This window comes from Mesobacillus sp. LC4 (assembly GCF_053543455.1).
In genome coordinates this window covers 1232132-1250852 of record NZ_JBGCUB010000001.1, presented here as the reverse complement: position 1 = coordinate 1250852, position 18721 = coordinate 1232132, and the positions used below count along the sequence as shown (strand labels likewise).

The window sequence follows — 18721 nt, the reverse complement described above, 5'->3', positions numbered from 1 at the left end:
GAATTTAATAGGAAGACCACTAGGGGAGCCATTTTATGGCTGAGACAGGAAGGATCCTGGACCCTTTGAACCTGATCTAGTTCATACTAGCGTAGGAAAGTGGAGTCTGTGCTGGGTAAATATCTATTATTCTGCCGCTCCATTTTTGGAGCGGTTTTTTTGTTGGATCGCTCCATTTAATGTCTTCCTAAAATAACTGATAGGAGGAATATTTATGAGTTTTTCAGCAGAATTGAGAAGAGAAGCAGCACCTATTTTTAATGCCATTTTTGAGCACCCTTTTGTAAAAGGGATTGCCAATGGAGATCTTATGCCCGAACAGTTGGTCCATTATGTTAAGCAGGATTTTGAATATTTGAGTTCTTTTATCCAGATCTACGGAATGGCCATTTCAAAATGTGAGACACGTGAAGATATGGAGATGTTCAATAAACAGATTTCCTTTATTTTGCACAGCGAAGTACACCCTCATAATAACTTTTGCCAGAATGCGGGAGTTTCTTATGATGAGTTACAGGGATATTCTTTAGCACCAGCTGCACATCAGTATATCCGGCATATGAAGAGCGTTGCCCATGAAGGAACATTGGGAGAGATTTTAGCTGTGCTATTGCCTTGCCCATGGACCTATTGGGAAATAGGAAAAAAGTTATTAAATGAAAAAAAGCCAGACAGTATGCATCCTTTCTATGAATGGATTCATTTTTACGGTGACCGCACCGATACGATTACTGAAAAATTCTGCGCTCGTCTGGATGAACTAGCAGAAGAAGCCTCTGAAAAAGAAAAAGAAAAAATGAGGGACCATTTTCTGCTTAGCTGCCAGCTTGAATATATGTTCTGGGACATGGCTTATAAACTGGAAGAATGGCCTGTCCCAATGGAATTAGTGACGGAAGGATAAAATTGAACAAGATGATACGGTGATCGTGTTAAAGGTGAAGATTGAAGACAAGGATTTAGGAAAGTAAGGGTTGTCCAATCAAGAGGTGCTTTTATCGAAGGAGGATAAAGGCACTTTTTGTTGAATTTTAAACAAGGAAAATAAATTTAATTCAACTTTACTAAAGTTTTTTTAAAAAAGGGGTTCTGTAAGTGGTAATTCCTGAAGTTGTCGATAAAGTCATAAAAGATTATATTAACCTATTAAATGAACATCTACCTGGCACCCTCGAAGGATTATATATACATGGTTCCATTGCTTTAGATGCCTACGTTGAAGGTTCTAGTGACATTGACTTTATCACGTTAACAAATCGCCGGTTAACAGTGCAAGATACAGAAGCTTTGTCTCATATTCATAGAACAATTGAGAACAAATATAATAAGCTAGAAATGGATGGAGTATATGCTCTTCGTGAGGATATGGGGAAACTAACCAATAACAATATTGAATTTCCGTACTATAACAATGGCGAACTGGCATTCGGCGATTATTTTAATTTCAATCCGATAACCTGGTGGGTTTTAAGGGAGAAAGGAATAAAGATTTTAGGACCAGAAATAGAGGGATTTCAGCTAGATATTCAGCCTCAAGTACTCACATCTTATGTACTTGAAAACATGAATTCCTACTGGAGAAATAGAGTTCAAATGGCAGAAGCATCTTTTGAACAGTTGATCCAGCTGCCGACACAACAAATTGATTTTGAAATAGAATGGACCGTTCTCGGCTTACTCCGTCAATTTTACACGATTAAGGAAAACGATATCGTTTCCAAGCTGGCCGCTGGTGAATATGGACTTACTCAGCTTCCAGTGGAATGGCATAATATTATCAAAGAAGCTATGAATATACGTAAAGGTGAAAAAGATAAGATTTTCAACTCAGAAAGGGATCGATTGGATCATGCTATAAGGTTCTCAAAATATCTCATTAATCAATGTAATGAATAGTGGAAAACAATCTCCATAAATGTGATACAAATAAAATTCACTCAAAAAAATCAGTCCAATTATTAGGACTGATTTTTTTGAAAGTTTAAACGCACCGAAATAATATCTTAAATTCCAGACTGCTTCTCATAATTCCTTAAAAGCATTCCATTTGCTTTTATCATGCCGAGCTTTTCGTAATAGGGGACTAAGTCATCGTCACAACACAAGTCAATCATATATATTTCAGCAAGTTCTGCCATCATTCGATGGACAAGTTCCTTGCCGATTCCTCTGTTTTTGTACTCAGGCAGCACTTCAAGGAAGGGGATATAGGCAGATAAAACTCCATCACTGACTGCTGTGATGAACCCAACAACTCGATCAGTATCTTTATCGATGGCTAAAACCACTGTGCTACTGTTCTTCAACAATTTTAGATGAGTCTCTGGACTTGGCGGTGTAGGCCACCCATCAAAAAAGCCTACCAGCATTTCAGGTGAAATATCTTCAAGCGAATATTTATATAACATGATTGATCAACTCCCGATTATTTTTTTGGCAGTCGATATGAATTAAAAGTAAAGTAACAAATCAGTGACCCTCCAGACATGATTCAATATTAGTATGATTCAATTTTTATTAGGGAAATCCTCCTGAAAACTTGAGAATTATTTCTCGGGAAAGCGCAGGATTTGACTTTATTTTCAGACTTTGTCGCTTTTTTGGTTATTGTGGCAAAGGGCATTTCTTGGTTCAGAAAGCTTTATTATTATTACCTACAAAGCTGTCCGAAGTAGCCTTAAGTTCAGACAGCTTTTCCCTGATTTCTTTGAAAGCTGTCTGATGTAGCCTTAAGTTCAGAAAGCTTTTCCCTGATTATCTTGAAAGCTGTCTGAAGTAGCTCTAAGTTCGGACAACTTTTCAGTGATTTCCTTGAAAGCTGTCTGAAGTAGCTCTATGTTCGGACAGCTTTCCCCTGATTACCTTGAAAGCTGTCCGAGGTAGACTCGAGTTCGGACAACTTTTCCCTGATTTCCAAGAAAGCTGTCTGAAGTAGACTCAAGTTCGGACAACTTTTCAGTGATTTCCTCAAAAACTGTCTGAAGTGGGCCCGGTTTCGGACAACTTCTCCCTGATTACCTTGAAAGCTGTCTGAAGTAGCCCTAAGTTCGGACAGCTTATCCCTGATATCCTTGAAAGCTGTCTGAAGTAGCTCCAAGTTCGGACAGCTTTACACAGTTTCTCCTCAAAGCTGTCTGAAGTAGGCCCAAGTACGGACAACTTTTCTTTGATTCTCTCGAAAGCTGTCTGAAGTAGCTCTAAGTACGGACAACTTTTCCCTGAATCCCTTGAAAGCTGTCTGAAGTAGCTCCAAGTTCGGACAGCTTTACACAGTTTCTCCTCAAAGCTGTCTGAAGTAGGCCCAAGTACGGACAACTTTTCTTTGATTCTCTCGAAAGCTGTCTGAAGTAGGCCCAAGTACGGACAACTTTCCCCTGATTACCTTGAAAGCTGTCTGAAGTAGCTCTAAGTTCGGACAACTTTTCCACGATTTCCTCGAAAACTGTCCGAAGTAGCTTCAAGTTCGGACAACTTTCCCTTGTTTACCTTGAAAGCTGTCCGAAGTAGCCACTAGTTCGCACAATTATACATGGAATACCATTAAAGTGACCTAACACACTCCCTGAAACGCAACTTTTGTCGTAAGTGTCTCCATCTTTTGGCTGGACATTTTGCCCTATATCTGTTTAAGTTTTCAGTATAGATAGAAATTTCAAAAAAGAATAGGGGTTGGGGAATGTGATCAGTTTTAAAAAGCCGGATGTAAAGAATTTTTATCGAACGTTTAATATTCAATCTTTTACGCTAAGTCCGGACGAGAAACAATTGGTTTTCAGCACCAATTTAACTGGGAAATACAATTTATGGGCGATGGATTTGCCGAACCAATATCCATATCCGCTGACTTTCATTGACCAAACATGCCAGGACTTGCTCTATTCGCACGATGGCAGTTTTATGGTAGTTGGTTTCGATAATGATGGTGATGAAAATGGCCAGTTATATGCACTTCCACCCGCAGGAGGGGACATGGTGCCGCTTCGTACGGCAGAAGGACACCGCCATATGCTTCCGTTTTTATCCCAGGACGATCAGCGTCTTTACTATACATCTACCAAAGGTAATGAGACATACCTGAATATTTATCAGTATGATATGAAATCAGGTGAAGAGAGCGTCATCGTTCAAGGAGAGGGTGCGGCTTGCTTTTTAGTGGCTGTGGACGAAGAAGAAAATAATTTTGCCTATTTAAAACAATATGCAAATACATACGCTCCTGGATTCATTTTTCAGGACGGGAAATCTTACTCGCTGACTCCGGAAACAGATGAGCAATTCACAGTCGGTGAGGGAGTGTTTGTAGATGATGAATACTACTTTGTCACCACATTTGGTGAGGATTTTGATTATCTGGCAAAGTTCAATCTTAATACACATGAGTTCACGAAAGTTCTTTCGATTGAAAAAGAAGAGTTTGGGCCTCTTCGATATGACAAGAGCACGAACAGCCTTTATTTTGTTACATCTAAAGGCGTAAATGATTATTTGTATCAATATGATTTGACTGCAGGAACATATAAAAATAGTAATCTGCCAGCATCGATCATCCAGGGTGGCACAGTCGCTAAAAGTGGGAATGCGTATATTCTCGCCGGATCAGCGACAAAACCTAATAATATTTACATGAAGGAAGCGGGCAGTGAGGAGTGGAAGCAGCTGACGAATTTGGCTGTTCCTGGAGTCAAGGAAGAGGAGCTAGTTGATCCTGAAGTTCTGACATACTCATCCTATGATGGCATGATGATGGAAGCTTTATTTTTCAAGGCGAAGGAAGAAGTGAGCAATGGCCACGTCATCCTTTGGCCTCATGGTGGTCCGCAGGCAGCAGAACGTAAATTCTTCCGTGCGATGTTCCAGTTCCTAGTGAACAGAGGGTATAGCATTTTCGCACCGAACTTCCGAGGTTCAACTGGTTACGGTCTGGCGTTCACCAAGATGGTTGAGGGGAACTGGGGTGAAGGACCGCGCCTTGATAATATTGCTGGCCTTGAGTACCTTTTCGAAAACGGATTGGCTGATAGGGATAAAACATTATTGATGGGCGGAAGCTTTGGCGGATATATGGCATTACTTCTGCACGGCCGTCATCCGGAATACTTCAAGGCTGTCGTTGATGTTTTCGGACCATCGAATCTTTTCTCATTCATTGAATCCGTCCCTGAGCACTGGAAACCAATCATGAATCAGTGGGTTGGCGACCCGGTCAAGGACTTCGATAAACTGACAGAGTTTTCACCGATCACTTACCTGGACACAATGAACAAACCAATGCTGATCATCCAGGGAGCTAACGACCCGCGCGTCGTCAAGCAGGAATCTGATCAGATCGTCAAAGCCCTTCAGGAAAAAGGGCGCGATGTGAAATACCTTGTACTTGAAGACGAGGGGCACGGTTTCTCTAAAAAAGAAAACGAGATTCTTGTTAACACCACCATTCTTGAGTTTTTTGATCAATTTGTTGAAGCGAAGGTAGTAGTTGAATAAGAAAGTGAGAAGCGCAGGGCCCTGCGCTTCTTTTTTTCCTGAAGTAAGGGAATAATTAATCTTTTTTCCCAATATAAGAAACGAAGTATTTTCGACAGATTTCAATCACATCTTTTTGCTGTTCCTTTGTATGGCATTTAACGATCAGCAGGATTTTCAAGTTTATTTCCTTCATCCGCTTGGCCATTACCTTTTTTTCGTTACTTCTATCCAAAAAGTATCCAAGCAATCCTCCTCCCACCAGTCCAAGCAATCCAGTGGCGACAGGTCCTGCATATACCACTGAACCATAAATGACTCCGAGAAGCATACCTATTGTACCCAAGGAAGCAACCGAATCAGAGAAGCTTCTGCCATCCGAGTAATTTATACTATCAAGGAGGACCCTCTGTTTTTCTTGATTCTCCATCTCCACAAACACAATGTTTTCTTCATATACTCCGTATTTTAATATATCATTTATTGCCATCTCCACATATTGGTTACTTTCAAACCCGGCAAATACGTGCATGGTTTACCCCCTACCAGAAAACAATATCCATAACTTAACATTTGAATTTAAAGCGAATTTTACTCAGAGGTGTTGTGATGGATCGGCTGACCAAGGTTAGAATTGAAAAGCCACGACGATTAAAAGGTGTCGTGGGCATCTTGGATATCAACTATGTCAAACCCAGGCCTCCCTGGATTGTTGCGTGGTGGTCGGCTGCACTGCCAGGGTTGGGCCACATCCATTCAGGTCATTATTTAAAAGGTCTTATTTTAATGAGCGGGGAAATATTATTGAATAACTTCTCCAATCTTAACTTATCAATTTTCTACACAATGATTCTTAATTTCGAAAAAGCGAGAGATGTAATCAATTACAATTGGCTCATCCTCTATTGCGGTATATTTGTATTTGCCATTTGGGATTCCTATAGAATTTGTATAGAAACCAACAAATACTCTTATATTGAAGAGAATCTGCATGAAAGGGAATTGGACTTTAGTACTATGAATACTCTAGGCGTGAATTTTCTGGACAAGCGAAATCCTCATATGGCATTGATGTGGAGTTTTGTCTTTTCTGGACTTTATCATATTTGTAATAATAAGTTGCTAAGCGGTCTTACTTTACTGAGTTGGAATATGGTCGTAGCCTATCATACAAAAATTCCTGAAATGTTACGTTTTACTTTGACAGGTCAATTTGAACGTATCTCTTCAATAATAGATATACAATGGATTCTCTTTTTTCCGTCTATTTTTGTGTTTAGTATTTATGATGCTTATACACATGCAATTTATTACAATCAGCTTTTTGAAGAAGAACAGATCTTGCATTTTAATAAAAGGTTTGGATATAACAAATTAGATATTAAAGAACTAAATTAAATTCTACTAACCAAATTTTCAATATTATTGGAGGAAAATATTCTCTGCATAAAGTGAGGATGTATAGGGAATATACATTCTGTTATCAGTAAAAGGAGGTATTTTCAATGGCAAAAATTTTAGCTGTTTTATCAAGTGGATATAAGGATGAGGAAAATAATTATGAAACAGGATGGTGGGGAGAAGAATTATTTGCTCCGATGCAGCTTCTTGAAGAAGCGGGCCATCAGGTGGATTTGGCATCACCGCTTGGAGGCAAGCCGGTAATTGATAAAATGAGCATCAGTGAAGAATACGATCCGAAAGGTAAATATAAGAAGCTTTATGAGTCCGGGAAAGCGGATGATACGATGAAGCTTTCAGATGTGAATGATGGCGACTACGATGTTGTTCTCGTAGTAGGCGGACATGGTGCAATGTATGACTTGGCGAAGAATGAGGACTTGCATCATATCATGAACAGTATCTACGACGGAGGAGGCATTGTCGCTGCTGAATGCCATGGACCTGCACCGCTAGTATTTGCAAAGCGTCCGAATGGCGAAAGCTTTATCGCAGGTAAAAAAGTAACCGGTTATCCAGATGAAATGGAGCCAGAAGGCCTTTTGGATATCTTACCGTTCAGTCTCGAGCAGGAAATGCGGAAAATCAGCGATTATGACCAGGGTGACCTTGAAAAAACTGGACATGCTGTCTGGGCGGACGAGCAGCTCGTGACGAGCCGGGACCCATTCTCATCAGAGTTAATGGGAGAAGAGCTGGTCAAGGCGCTGGAAAAGAAGAGGAAATAAATATCGAACTTCAGGAAAAAATGAAATACGAATAAGATGTTTTAAGCCGGGGTAAAAAAAATTGCCCCGGCTATTCATCACTATTTACTTCAAATGGTCACTGGTATGGTAGATGAAAACATCGATTTGATGATTTATGTTCTGCTAGGGCAAAAGTTTGCAAGAAAACTTGCGGTACATATTATGGGGACACAGCTATCCCATATAAACGCCTTCGCAAGTGTTCGCCTTTGGTTCATAATAACAATGTTGTTTATATTGTCCTGCAAAGGGCTGGTCATACCATGTAGGCGGACATGGTGCGTAGGGGTTGAAATACCAGAGAGCAAACTTGGAAGGGTGCTGCCGCCAATAATCCAAGGTTTGCTTCGCTAATCTTTTTTCAACACTTCTTGCTCTGTTATAAAATACATTTCCCTTTTGGACGGCTTCAAATGAATAATTGCCTCCTTGTATCTGGAAAATTACATCCCTTATTTTCCTTAAATCCTTAAAATCCAGACAATTTGCATTCAGCCGGTTGACAATGACATTTCCAACCATCAGCATTCCCAACTGACCCTCACCCTCGGCTTCCGCTCTCATCATTCTGGCCATTAAGGCTACATCACTGTCTGTATATTTTACCCTTGGCATTTTTATCACCTCTATAAATACTGTATTAAAAACTGCTTGTCATAATGTTAAGAGGTTCTTTATAGAGACAGATAAACTCTGTGGGGGGAAAAGACAAAGTCGGTATGCTCACTTATATAGTTACGCTTCAAAAACCAAATCGGAAGGGTGAAATCGTTAAGAAACTATAAGAAAAAGTATGTTACCGCAAAAGTGAAGAAACACGAATGACGGTCACATGTAGGCTATCTATTTCTGTAAAATTCAACTTAATTCTTTATAAACCGTCGCTACAGTAAAGTTCATTTAATTCCTTCGTCCTTAAAAAGAGCTGGGTTGGCGGTGGTATTCAAGCTTTGGGTGGACGCCCACAGATTTCCAAGGAATCGTGGCATCATCTGCTGGGATGGAAGGAATCCATATCTTGAAAAATAGACAAAGAGTTTCAAATAATTACGTGCATTGCCAGGCAGGTGAATTTCTTTTGCATAGAATTCATTTTCTGTCAGCGTTGCAAAGGATCGGGTTTCGAAACCAGAGATCAAGCGGGTTTTCTCTCCTTTGTACTCATTTTCGATGAAATGGATTTTTTTGATAATCGTCGGGTCATCGCTTCCATCGTAATTGGCTATCCTGGCCTGTTTGAAAGCTGGGACAGAATCCAAATCAGATACCAGTGAAAGAACATGGCCGTATGCTTTATCATGACCTTCATAAATAGGCTTGATATTTAACCTAGCCATCAAGTCTATCAGCTTAAGTTCTTCATCTTTTAAATAAGGCGGACGGAAGATCTGTCTTGAGAGCTTCAATTCATCAAGAGAGTGACACTTCATTGACGTGAAAAAGTACCATTGGCCTTGATCATCAAGGCTAATATCATAAGATTGCCCTTCCTTTTCCAATATGTAATCTTTAAAACGATCCTCTTTGTCAAACGTAAAATCCCGCGGAGTTTCCTTACCTGGCATGAAACCAAAAGGGGGCTTAATGGGAATAGCCATTTCTGAGTAAAGCGTCATGTCCATTGAATAACACACCTTTGCAACATCATTAATACATACAGATTACCCACTCCTAAACGATGGCACACATAAATATGAAAAAGTGGTATCGAAACTGAGGAAAATCATGGTAATATTTGACTAGATAAGGGGGAGGTTTATTCATGGAGATTAAGACCCAAGAAAAGGCTGCTGCTGAGGTCGATTTTACAAAAAGGGAGAACATTGAATTATACATTATTATCGGTCTTATGATTGTATCTGTTCTTTTTATTCCAGTTTTAAAAGGGATCATGGCAATAGCGCCAATCGTCTATTTTCTTGTTGAAAGAAAGGTAAGGAAAAGAACGAAAGAGGAAATTGGTTTTCGGACTGCCAATTTTTCAGAGAAAATGAAGAAATCATGGATGCTCATTTTGCTTGTCGGGATTGTTATGCAATTATTCTACCTTTTTTCTTATCCAAAATTTTTCCCGCAAGTACTGGAGCATGTTCTTGGCAGGGTTCCGCTTGATTTCAGCGATTTGAATCCAATACTTTTTCTAAGTATTGTCTTACTGGCCTTTGGTGAAGAAATTGTTTTTAGAGGATTAATTCAGGCACGCTTAAGTAAACTTATGCCGGTTTGGGTGGCCATCCTTGTCACGTCTTTGCTCTTTGCCGTCATGCATATTGCAACTGGCGAAACAACTGTTGTTATGGTCGACTTAATGAGTGTATTTATCGATAGTGTCTTATTTGGAATCATTTTTGCAAAAACAAGAAGCATCTATATTGCGACCTTAGCACATATTTTAGCCAATTCGGTTGCTTTGTTATCCATTTATGTATTTGTTTTATGAGGAATAGAATGGGAGATTATGTGAAAAGGCGCTTTATTATTTTATTCATCCTTTTCATCGCAACAGGATGTCAAACGAAAGAGCGAACTATTCCAACAGAAGTTAGTGACCCACCTGAATACATTCAGTCACACGATGATATAGTCGATATGCATGGAGACATCACGAATCTAGAGAGGTTTTATCTATTTGTGGACCACATAGAGCAAGATCAAAAAGATAAAATCAGGATCGTTAACTATACAACCGAGGGAGCACCTATGCTCCACGACTTGGAATTCGATGGGACAGAAATCCACTCGACCTATGATTCTACTAGAGACGGATACGGAACAGGAAGTATTGAAGAAGTAACCTGTAAAGGAATAGCTGTGGTGAAGAGAGACTCACGCACCGACTATGTATTGGAGGAATGCAGCAGCCAAAAAGAGGATGTAGTGATCCTGGTGATTGAAGATTAATAATTAAGCAGGAGGATTCGCGCCTATAAATGCAGAAACTCTCTATAGACTATTTATAAGGAGCGAAATTATCATGATAAAAAAAATCGGTCAAATCATGTTGTATGTAAATGATCAGGATGCAGCTGTGAGATTCTGGACTGAAAAAGTGGGCTTTGTTGTCAATGCAGAAGAAGATAATGGACAGGGGTTTAGATGGATTGAAATTTCTCCAAGTAAAGGTTCAGAAACTAGCATCGTCCTGCATAATAAAGAATTTGTAGCAAAAATGTCGCCTGGACTTAATCTTGGTACACCATCTTTAATGTTATATGCTGACAACTTTGAAGAATTCCGCAGTCATTTAGCTGATAGGAATGTTGTAGTCGGGGAAATTGTGAACATGCCTTCAGGCAGGGTATTTAACTTTGCTGATGATGAAGAAAATTATTTTGCTGTTATGGAAAAATGAATCCTTGAAGCCGCTTTTAAACTATAGAGCGGCTTTTTATTTTTGCTTATTATTACCAAGGAGATTTATTGGAAAAAAGAAGGGATATGTCAACTTTTATCGAATTTTTCAGCGTAAGGTATCGAATGTATATTAAAAATGAGTATGGAAGATAAGTGATTCCATACTCTGATCTCAATCTATTAAAGAAAGTAATCCTTGTACATAAAGAATGTGGCTATAACTGATCCAATTAAATAAAGGATCGATGCGTAAAATGCATATGAGGGTGAAAACTTTTCAGGTGATTGATTCATTTTAATGCCTGTTTCACCTTGGACTTGCATATCAATACTTCGGCTTGTGAATCCTCCTGTTGAACTAAAGAAGTAAATGAGGAATGTGCTGGCCAGGGCTACGAAAACTGAAACCTCTATAAAACCAAAATCCATTATTAAGGTTGCTCCGATATTAATTAATCCGATGATTACCAAAGTAGCAATAAAGCTTATTGTTTTACCGATTGCGATGACCTCCTTTTGTAATAGTTACGTATAGGGTTTAGAAAAGTTTCAATTTTTTGTTAATTCATAAAGTGGTTAAGCATGTTTTGTATTTTTTTGTTTAAAAGAAGATGTAGAGAAATGGAGAATAGCAAAAACAATGGTATGAGAAGTATGGCGATTAACTATTTTTTTGCGCTGCCCATTAAAGGCGACATTTTGCTATCAAGTACTTTTCATAAAGAGGAGGGCAGCTTTGGGAAAGAACTTTGTCTATTTACTATTAACTGTGATATTTTTCTTGTGTTATATATTCATATTTGATTATTTCTTTAGATATATTGAAATGATGTTTGTGCCTTATGGGCTCCTGATATTCATTTTACAAATTGGCTTTTCCATTGTAATCCTCTTTCCTGCATCCATCATTACCACAAAGAAGATAATCGAGATTGTACGAGGCTGACTGGGAAGGGCTTAGAAAGGGGGCATTGGATGAAACGGTTAGCTTTACTGATATTCATTTTTATATTTGTCTTGACTGGCTGCACGACTACAAGGGATTACTATCAGTCGTTTAAAGGTAGGAGTGAACACTGGTCTGGGGAGTTGGTCCAAAAGGGGAAGGTCGAGTATCGAGATCATGAGAAATTCGAAAACCATTATGAAATGAACTATAAACGAAAACATTATTTAAAGGTAAAGTATATTGGCAATGAACCAGATTTAGGGCGTACTGTGGAATACTCATATGATTATGGAAGCTCAGTTCGAGAAGTATTAGAAGGGGAACCGATTGATGTAAATGAGGTCTTCACTTCATCGAGTTCAAGGGAAGGAACTTCCCATATTCCGATGGGTTCTGATTATAGACCCTTGGATAATCAGGATACTACATTTGAAGTAATCATTAAGTGGAATGGTAAAGAGGAAAAAATTAAGTTGAAATATGATGGAAGATAAGTGATTCTCACAACATTATAAGGCTGCCAAACAGGCGGCTTTTTTTTTGAGATGAAACAGGAGGTCTGATTGTTGACTGCACTCATTTCATCATTATGTTTCTGGACGCTTTCGTTTTGCGAACAATCACTTGTTTTAAATAATGGTTACACCGTTTTTATATATGCTATTTCTCCCATTCAGGCTTATCACAGAAAAAGCTAATACGGCATTTCGTATCCGTACTAGCTTTTATTCCGTATCTATCTATTTTCCCTTGTAACCAAAATTCATATGTTGGTAGCGGCCTTTGATAATTTGGTAGATTCCGTATAAGACCAGGCCCGTTGCCACAATTGCTAATAAAAATTGGCCGAATGGCTGGTTTGCGAGTTCTGTTAGTGCACCGCCTAACCCTTTTGATTCATTCGGGTTGTTTGTGTATGCGGTTCGAATAAAGAAAAATCCTACCATACTTAAAACGATGCCCCTTGAGATCAGCCCGATTTTACCAGAAAGGCGCGCGATTTTGCGTTCTTTTTCATTCATTTCGTAAGTCTTGAATTTGCTCATGAATTTTTCTTTTGCACCCTTATAAAGTTCATAAGCACCGTATCCGATAATGATTGCGCCAACAATCCCGACAAGCCAAACTCCGAATGGCTGCTCCATTAACTTAGCGGAGATCGTTTTCTCTGAATTTTTACCACCGGCAGAACCAGTGTTGCTTGCTAATTTAATCGCCCCGAAAGCTAAATTACTATAAATCAGCCCGCTAATGAAATAGCCTGTTCTTTTGATTAATCCCTTGGCATCTGTTCCTTCATTTTCTGGATCCTTAATCGCTTTAATAAAGTCCCACAGAATGTAACCAATTAAGCCAATTCCGATGAACCATAAGGCAACTTCACCGAATGGCATTGCAGCGAGTGATTGAAGAGCTCCGGATGTTCCAGTCGTATCACCGCTGGGGCCGAATGCAGCCAGGGCAGCGAGCACTCCAACCATACCGTAAACAAGACCTTTGGCAATGTAGCCAAACCTAGCAAACCGCCGTACCCACGGTTTTACTTCCTTCAATTTATTTCTGACTTCTATTGTTGATTGTGAATTCATGGCTTGTACACATCCTCTATGATTCTCTTTACAATACGATGTTCCCCTTTTACCTGAAAAGGAAACCAGTGGACGTATCCATTCAGATTATTATAGTGTTCCTGTCCGATTAGGATGGTTTTAACGCTCTCCATTGCGGGAAAAGTAAAAGATAGATTTTAACGAAGAGGAGGTTATCAAGATGCCTTATAATTCTTTAAAAGACCTGCCAGATGCAGTAAAGGATAATCTGCCACACCACGCCCAGGAAATTTTCAAAGAGGCTTTCAATTCAGCATCAGAGCAATACGATGAAGAAGAAACTGCCTTTAAAGTAGCGTGGAGCGCCGTGAAGAATGAGTATGAAAAGAATGAAGATGATGAATGGGTAATAAAAGAAGAAGATTGATTGATTTATGTATTCGCTGCTGTTGAATGCCTTTTTGAAAGAGGGTCTAGCGACAACCATCACTATACTATAAGTACCTTGTATTGAGTAAAAAACGATCTTTTGCCGAGCGTTGATCCATTTGGATGAACGCTCTTTTGTATGTTTAGAGAAAATATTAGTATTTTGCACTAATTTTAGCAAATAATATCCAAGAACGAAAAAATATTATGGGGTTGAATTTACATGGTTGAACATTTAACTAAAATTACGTCAGCTGAAATTTCTATGCTGTGGAGTGCATATATAAGTGATACTATGTCCATTTGTGTGTTAAAGCATTTTTTGCAAACATGCGAAGATCAGGACGTAAAACCTATTATTGAGCTTGCTCTTAGCTATTCTTCCGACCATGTAGATAAAATATCTGATTTATTTCAAAAAGAGGGTATACCTTTGCCTGATGGTTTTGGAGATCGAGATGTAAATTTAGAAGCAAGAAAGCTATTTTCAGATGTAACTTACATGCGTTACCTTCATCATATGGCAAGAACAGGCTTGAACAGTTTTAGCCTGGCTAAGTCAATTTCTGCTCGGAAAGATATCCGATCTTTATTCAAGGAGTTTTTAAATCAAGCAGAGGAGTTATACGACCGAAATACAGAACTGATGCAGGAAAAAGGTGTTTTCATCCGTTCCCCCTACATTGACTATCCGGATAGAGTCGACTATATTACAGACAGAAAATTCCTCGGCGGTCTGATTGGCCACCGCCGACCGCTCCTCGCAGTAGAGGTTGCACATCTAGGGATTAATATCGAAGTCGCCAATGTTTCCAAAACACTCCTTTTGGGGTTCAGCCAGGTTGCCAGGTCCAAAACGATCAGTGACTATTTTAAGAAAGGTTATAATTTAGGTAAAAGTCTTGTTGAAGATTTAATAGTAAAACTAAAAGAAGATGATAATTCTTATCCCTCCACGTGGGATTCTACAATTACGAAAAGCACAGAACCCCCATTTTCTGATAAATTGATGTTGTTTCATACGAATGCACAAAGTGCAATAGGTTTAGGTGATTTTGGGCTTGCAATTTCCGCATCACTTAGGAAAGATTTGACCGTTCTTTATGAAGGTTATATCCTTCGGTTAGGTTCATTTGCAGAAGAGGGTGCGAGATACTTAATTGATCATGGCTGGTTTGAAAAGCCTCCTCAGTCTATTGATAGAGAAGAGATCAGAAAACAACGGTAAGTTTGAGCGAGCTGCATTTACGATAAGTCCCTAACACTAATATCAGTTAAGAATACAGTTAGTTTGTTTTTATTAAGGCAAGTGATTTATTAGGAGGGAAGTTTATAACATTTATCGGATCGCCATGTTAAAAATAAATCATAGTACAATTTCAAAGACAGTTCCCATGTTATAGTCTGTCACTTTCATTGAACCGTAGACTCCTAAAAACAACCTGGTTTGATTCTGATTTGTTCCTAAACTAACATAATATGCAGATTGAGAGCCAAAGTCATATTCTGTATCGATAATTGAAAAATCATTCAGGTGCCCATCTGTCCTGAATTTGGTATAAGCTAGGAACCCTTGATCGGGTTGTTCATTCGTTTTTGCCCGGGAAAGATCGGTGAACACTACGCTGCCTGATAACTCAGGGATTTGGTTCCCCATATATGGTTGAACACCAGTAAGGGCAGTTCCACCATACTTATTCGATCGCGGTTCTTGGTGGTAATATTCTGTTAAGGGCTGCAGACGACGGACTGAAGTATGAACTGCTTCTTCATAAAACGCCATTGTTTTCTGATTCTGCATCTGATTTTCTAAACAGGTACCGATTATTGGAGTAGGGAAAGCACCTTCCCAGGCTCGCCAGCCTAAATTAATAAACCCTTTTTTCTCCGATTCCGTTGTCTCCCCGGCAGTTTGAGTCAGCTGACTCACCGGTACAGGTAGATAATTTATGAAAGAGAAAATCGACTCGGCAAAATCCTGACCGACATTTCCAGCATACTTGATGTACTGGTTGTAAAACCTTTGATAAGCGATACCTGGAATATTGCGGACTCCTTTTGCAATAACTGTTAAACTTTCCTGTATTGAAGGTGGGAGCTCATCAAAACGGGAAATTGCGGGTGGATTAGGATTAAGTGAATCCCTCCTTATATCCATTTCAATTATCTTACCGGCTATCTCCATATCATCCTGGCTTAAATTAAATGGATCATAACCTGATCCGCCATCACCAGTTGTTAAAACGAGCCTTCCTGTTTCAGGAGAAAAATTCAAGCTGTTGACACCATTATGATTGGAAAAAGGCCTCCTTAAGTTAAGTAGCGTCCGGCGTCTTTGAGGCTGACCATTCGACCTAAGCGTCCATTCTTCTACTGCATCTATATGGTCGTATTCTGTTTCTCTATTTTCCCACTTAAGACTTACACTTTCCAGGTCACAAGGATCCGGCCGATATGAGCCAGAACGAGCACCTGGGCCTTGTGTTCCCGTTACTGAATAATGAAGGTAGAATAGGCCATTGTTAAAAAACTCGGGATGAAACGCCAGCCCTAGCAGTCCGCGTTCATCATATCCTCCGCTTAAAACACCAAGTTCAATGACGCGCTGGCGAAGGTCTAAAAATTTCTTTATCACTCCGTTCCTTATATAAAATATTTCTCCTGGCTGCGTCGCAATAAATAAGCTATCAATTGAGTCACCCGGAAGAATGGCTGATTTAATCACGGTAGGCAAATTGATCCTGCTCACAATCGGCCGTAATGTAACCTTAACTTTCCTCATCTTTTGTCTCCCCACCTTGTGATATGTTTTTATAAGGATATGAATAGGACTTTCTATTAGTACTAAATTAGGATCAAGACCTATCCAAACCGTTATTGAATGCATAGCCATTTCATAGCTATACTGCAGGACTAAAAATCAACAAACACTGAAAAAAATTTAATATGTTCACAGACATGGACAATGACTTTTATCCTTCATGGAAAATTCTGCTGATTTTATCATGATATAAATTTATACTAGGGAAAGAGAGTGTTAGATAAAGAGGAGTTCTGAAAATGTACAAAGTTATGTTAATTGAAGATGACCACGAGCTTTGTGGTCTGATTAAGGAAAATTTGGAGCGCTATGGATACGAGGTAATTTTGCCAGAGCATTTTTCCAATATAGAAGAAGAGTTCTTAAAGGTCCATCCGGATCTTGTCTTGCTGGATATAAACCTGCCATATTATGATGGCTATTATTTATGCAGAAGTTTTCGCAAGAAATCCACCGTTCCGATTCTGATGATATCCGCGAGAAGCCAGGAAATGGACCAAATCATGGCAATTGAACTGGGGGCTGATGATTTTATCACGAAGCCGTTCACATTTGAAATACTTCAGTCTAAAGTCAAAGCAACATTGCGACGAGTGTACGGAGAATATGCCGGGAAGGATGACAGAAAAATATGTGTCGGTCCATTATGCCTGGACGAAAAAACAATGAGTCTCGAGTATATGGGAAAGAAGGTCGAGCTTTCCAAAAACGTGTTTAAACTGTTGAAAAAATTGATGGAAAAGAATCATTCGTATGTTTCAAGAGAAGAGCTGATTGAAGAAGTATGGGATTCGGTTACATTTGTCGATGACAATACACTAACAGTCAATATGACGAGAATTAAACAAATTCTGTCTGAGCTGGGTCTGAAGGATTTAATTAAAAGCAAGAGAGGAGTAGGGTATATACTCCAGTATCCTTCCGGTGATCGACATGCTTAAAGCCTTCTTAAAGGACCGTCTGCTGTTGATCATTTTATACATATTGAATTTGGCCAGTATCCTGCTATTTTTCTACCTTAATGTACCGGCGAGTACGGAATTTTTCTACCCGATATCAATCGGGATGTTTTTGCTGCTAGTCTATTTAGTGATCGACTGGCTGCGGTATTACCCAGCGAACTCGGGGGTTGCACGGCAGTTAAGAAACCAAGACGCCCATCTCGTAGCTTACACGGAGGAACAGAAAGGCTTTAAGGAATTATTGTCTAAGACAGTTGGTGAACAGTCCCAAAAATACACAGAATTGAACGAGCAAAATAAAGAGAGACTCTATTTTCTGTCTCACTGGATGCACCATTTAAAGACGCCAGTTTCGGTGATCGAGTTGATCATCAATAAAGAAGAAAAAACAGAGGCGCTGGATAAAATTCAACTGGAAAACAAACGGCTGCATTTTTCCATAGAGCAGGGTCTGACGATGATCAGGATGGACAGCTTTGAAAATGACTTTGAACTTAAGGCTGTTGATTTACTCTGTACATTGAGGAAGCTAATAAACTCACGAAAAAGAGAGTGGATTTATCAATCTATTTTCCCTTCCATTAAATTTGAGGAAGAGCAGGCAATCATTATTACAGATTCCAAATGGAATGAGATTTTAATTGATCAGATTATCTCCAATGCCATTAAGTACTCTGGAGAAAAGGACGGGAACAAAAAGCTGGTTTTTCAGATTGAGAGAAAAGCCGAGCACATTTGTTTAGCAATTGTAGATCAAGGAGTCGGAATGCCAGATTATGATCTTGAGCGAGTGTTCCAGCCATTTTTCACAGGTGAAAATGGACGCAAAAATCCAAACTCAACTGGGATAGGATTGTATCTCAGTAAAAAAATTGCTGACAAACTTGGAGCTGCGATTGAAATCCAATCACAGCTAGGGAAAGGAACAACAGTCCGGATCAAGTGGCTGGCAGGTAAAAATGATTGAATACCTTACAAAAGTG

General features: G+C 39.3%; 20 protein-coding genes and 1 riboswitch. Of the genes, 13 read left to right on the top strand and 7 right to left on the bottom strand.

Annotated elements, in window-relative coordinates; translation table 11 throughout:
• Window positions 1-11 precede the first annotated feature (11 nt).
• A riboswitch (TPP riboswitch) is annotated at window positions 12-115 on the top strand.
• Between the two features lie 99 nt (window positions 116-214).
• The gene (gene tenA, locus AB5I83_RS06405) at window positions 215-904 is read left to right on the top strand and encodes a thiaminase II (protein WP_448973736.1); all 690 of its coding nucleotides are present in this window, start codon (window positions 215-217) and stop codon (window positions 902-904) included.
• A gap of 191 nt (window positions 905-1095) precedes the next feature.
• A complete protein-coding gene (locus tag AB5I83_RS06400; RefSeq protein ID WP_448973735.1) occupies window positions 1096-1896 on the top strand; it encodes an aminoglycoside adenylyltransferase domain-containing protein in 801 nt (266 codons plus the stop codon).
• Window positions 1897-2003: 107 nt separating this feature from the next.
• On the opposite strand, the gene AB5I83_RS06395 is transcribed toward AB5I83_RS06400, so the two are convergent.
• The gene (locus AB5I83_RS06395; RefSeq protein WP_448973733.1) at window positions 2004-2408 is read right to left on the bottom strand and encodes a GNAT family N-acetyltransferase; all 405 of its coding nucleotides are present in this window, start codon (window positions 2406-2408) and stop codon (window positions 2004-2006) included.
• A gap of 1270 nt (window positions 2409-3678) precedes the next feature.
• Here AB5I83_RS06395 and AB5I83_RS06390 point away from each other — a divergent pair.
• On the top strand, window positions 3679-5484 hold the full coding sequence (locus tag AB5I83_RS06390; protein WP_448973731.1) for a S9 family peptidase: 1806 nt from the start codon (window positions 3679-3681) through the stop codon (window positions 5482-5484).
• A gap of 55 nt (window positions 5485-5539) precedes the next feature.
• Here the strand turns inward: AB5I83_RS06390 and AB5I83_RS06385 are convergent, their stop codons facing one another.
• Window positions 5540-5995 (bottom strand): hypothetical protein, encoded by a 456-nt coding sequence (locus AB5I83_RS06385; RefSeq protein WP_448973729.1) that lies wholly within the window; start codon window positions 5993-5995, stop codon window positions 5540-5542.
• Window positions 5996-6069: 74 nt separating this feature from the next.
• Here AB5I83_RS06385 and AB5I83_RS06380 point away from each other — a divergent pair, with 74 nt between their 5' ends.
• Both AB5I83_RS06380 and AB5I83_RS06375 read left to right on the top strand, forming a co-directional pair.
• The gene (locus AB5I83_RS06380) at window positions 6070-6861 is read left to right on the top strand and encodes a hypothetical protein (protein WP_448973727.1); all 792 of its coding nucleotides are present in this window, start codon (window positions 6070-6072) and stop codon (window positions 6859-6861) included.
• Between the two features lie 107 nt (window positions 6862-6968).
• Window positions 6969-7652, top strand: a complete 684-nt coding sequence (locus AB5I83_RS06375) for a type 1 glutamine amidotransferase domain-containing protein (RefSeq protein ID WP_448973725.1) — start codon at window positions 6969-6971, stop codon at window positions 7650-7652.
• Between the two features lie 195 nt (window positions 7653-7847).
• Here the strand turns inward: AB5I83_RS06375 and AB5I83_RS06370 are convergent, their stop codons facing one another.
• On the bottom strand, window positions 7848-8288 hold the full coding sequence (locus AB5I83_RS06370; RefSeq protein ID WP_167830640.1) for a cell wall hydrolase: 441 nt from the start codon (window positions 8286-8288) through the stop codon (window positions 7848-7850).
• A 281-nt stretch (window positions 8289-8569) separates the two neighbouring features.
• Window positions 8570-9295 carry a hypothetical protein gene (locus AB5I83_RS06365; protein ID WP_448973723.1) on the bottom strand — a complete coding sequence of 242 codons (726 nt, stop codon included), beginning with the start codon at window positions 9293-9295 and terminating at the stop codon, window positions 8570-8572.
• Window positions 9296-9435: 140 nt separating this feature from the next.
• Between AB5I83_RS06365 and AB5I83_RS06360 the strand changes: the two genes are divergently transcribed.
• From AB5I83_RS06360 to AB5I83_RS06350, 3 genes are all read left to right on the top strand, one after another.
• On the top strand, window positions 9436-10113 hold the full coding sequence (locus tag AB5I83_RS06360) for a CPBP family intramembrane glutamic endopeptidase (protein WP_448973721.1): 678 nt from the start codon (window positions 9436-9438) through the stop codon (window positions 10111-10113).
• Between the two features lie 8 nt (window positions 10114-10121).
• Entirely contained in the window at window positions 10122-10574 is a 453-nt protein-coding gene (locus AB5I83_RS06355; protein ID WP_448973719.1) for a DUF4362 domain-containing protein, read from the top strand.
• A 73-nt stretch (window positions 10575-10647) separates the two neighbouring features.
• Entirely contained in the window at window positions 10648-11025 is a 378-nt protein-coding gene (locus AB5I83_RS06350) for a VOC family protein (protein ID WP_448973717.1), read from the top strand.
• Between the two features lie 182 nt (window positions 11026-11207).
• Here the strand turns inward: AB5I83_RS06350 and AB5I83_RS06345 are convergent, their stop codons facing one another.
• Complete coding sequence (locus AB5I83_RS06345; protein WP_448973715.1) at window positions 11208-11456, bottom strand: hypothetical protein; 249 nt, start codon at window positions 11454-11456, stop codon at window positions 11208-11210.
• Window positions 11457-12002: 546 nt separating this feature from the next.
• Between AB5I83_RS06345 and AB5I83_RS06340 the strand changes: the two genes are divergently transcribed.
• Window positions 12003-12470, top strand: a complete 468-nt coding sequence (locus AB5I83_RS06340) for a hypothetical protein (protein WP_448973713.1) — start codon at window positions 12003-12005, stop codon at window positions 12468-12470.
• Between the two features lie 246 nt (window positions 12471-12716).
• Here the strand turns inward: AB5I83_RS06340 and AB5I83_RS06335 are convergent, their stop codons facing one another.
• Window positions 12717-13565 (bottom strand): DUF1206 domain-containing protein, encoded by an 849-nt coding sequence (locus AB5I83_RS06335; protein ID WP_448973711.1) that lies wholly within the window; start codon window positions 13563-13565, stop codon window positions 12717-12719.
• A gap of 181 nt (window positions 13566-13746) precedes the next feature.
• Here AB5I83_RS06335 and AB5I83_RS06330 point away from each other — a divergent pair, with 181 nt between their 5' ends.
• Window positions 13747-13953, top strand: a complete 207-nt coding sequence (locus AB5I83_RS06330; RefSeq protein ID WP_448973710.1) for a ChaB family protein — start codon at window positions 13747-13749, stop codon at window positions 13951-13953.
• A 225-nt stretch (window positions 13954-14178) separates the two neighbouring features.
• The gene (locus tag AB5I83_RS06325; protein WP_448973708.1) at window positions 14179-15183 is read left to right on the top strand and encodes a DUF3231 family protein; all 1005 of its coding nucleotides are present in this window, start codon (window positions 14179-14181) and stop codon (window positions 15181-15183) included.
• A gap of 138 nt (window positions 15184-15321) precedes the next feature.
• Here the strand turns inward: AB5I83_RS06325 and AB5I83_RS06320 are convergent, their stop codons facing one another.
• Window positions 15322-16737, bottom strand: coding sequence for a PQQ-dependent sugar dehydrogenase (locus AB5I83_RS06320; protein WP_448973706.1), 1416 nt, complete (start codon window positions 16735-16737; stop codon window positions 15322-15324).
• 278 nt (window positions 16738-17015) lie between these two features.
• Between AB5I83_RS06320 and AB5I83_RS06315 the strand changes: the two genes are divergently transcribed.
• Window positions 17016-17717, top strand: a complete 702-nt coding sequence (locus tag AB5I83_RS06315) for a response regulator transcription factor (protein WP_448973704.1) — start codon at window positions 17016-17018, stop codon at window positions 17715-17717.
• Complete coding sequence (locus AB5I83_RS06310; RefSeq protein ID WP_448973702.1) at window positions 17710-18705, top strand: sensor histidine kinase; 996 nt, start codon at window positions 17710-17712, stop codon at window positions 18703-18705. Before AB5I83_RS06315 ends, AB5I83_RS06310 begins: the two co-directional genes overlap by 8 nt.
• The last annotated feature ends 16 nt before the right edge of the window (window positions 18706-18721 follow it).